The following is a 676-nucleotide window of genomic DNA, read 5'->3' as shown; positions in this document are numbered from 1 at the left end:
GCCCGGAGAAGCAGATATTGCAACGCATTGAGCACTGCAAGGCGAGCATCCGCGCCAAGGTGGAACACCCGTTCCATGTGATCAAGAATCTGTTTGGTCACCGCAAGGTGCGCTATCGGGGCATGGAGAAGAATCAGGCCCAGCTGTTCAGTCTGTTTGCACTGGCCAATCTGGTGTTGGCCAAGCGGTGTTATGCGGTGACAGACGGGGTTATTGCGTCTTGAACTCCGGTAGTCGGGTGGAAATAGGCCAAAATGGCCAGAGTTGAAGGCGATTTGCGGAGCAATGTCGCCAAGAACAGGTTCGCTGCATCAAAAATTCAGTTGATCGACACCGGTAATGCGCAAATCTGAATTGATCAGCGATTCCTTAAGTAAGTTCCATTCTCATCTGACCCCATTTATACACGTCTGGAAGGAATGAACGGCCTGTTCCAGGCAGCTCGGTCACGTGCGCGCGGCTACCGGAACGAGGCCAATTTCATCGCCATGATTTACTTGATTGGCAGCCCTGTGAGGCACTTGTTCGATCAAGCCAAATCCACATGAAGTGATGAAGAACCCATTTTGGTCTTATATAGCGTCCGCTATTTTCAGATAAACGGATATTACAGACACGCCACTAGTACGTGTAGCTTCACAACACCAAGAGCTTAGGGAAGGTCTGAATAACTCCC

1 protein-coding gene is annotated in these 676 nt (G+C 50.4%); it reads left to right on the top strand.

Annotated features, from left to right (window positions below; all coding sequences use genetic code 11):
* Nucleotides 1-224: transposase (locus FHK95_RS19975; protein ID WP_150306378.1), on the top strand; the 224-nt coding region annotated here is incomplete at its 5' end.
* Nucleotides 225-676 lie beyond the last annotated feature (452 nt).

The organism is Pseudomonas saliphila (assembly GCF_008638345.1).
Lineage (GTDB): Bacteria > Pseudomonadota > Gammaproteobacteria > Pseudomonadales > Pseudomonadaceae > Halopseudomonas > Halopseudomonas saliphila.
Note: the sequence above shows the minus strand (reverse complement) of the source record. Positions and strands in the feature narration are given on the sequence as shown.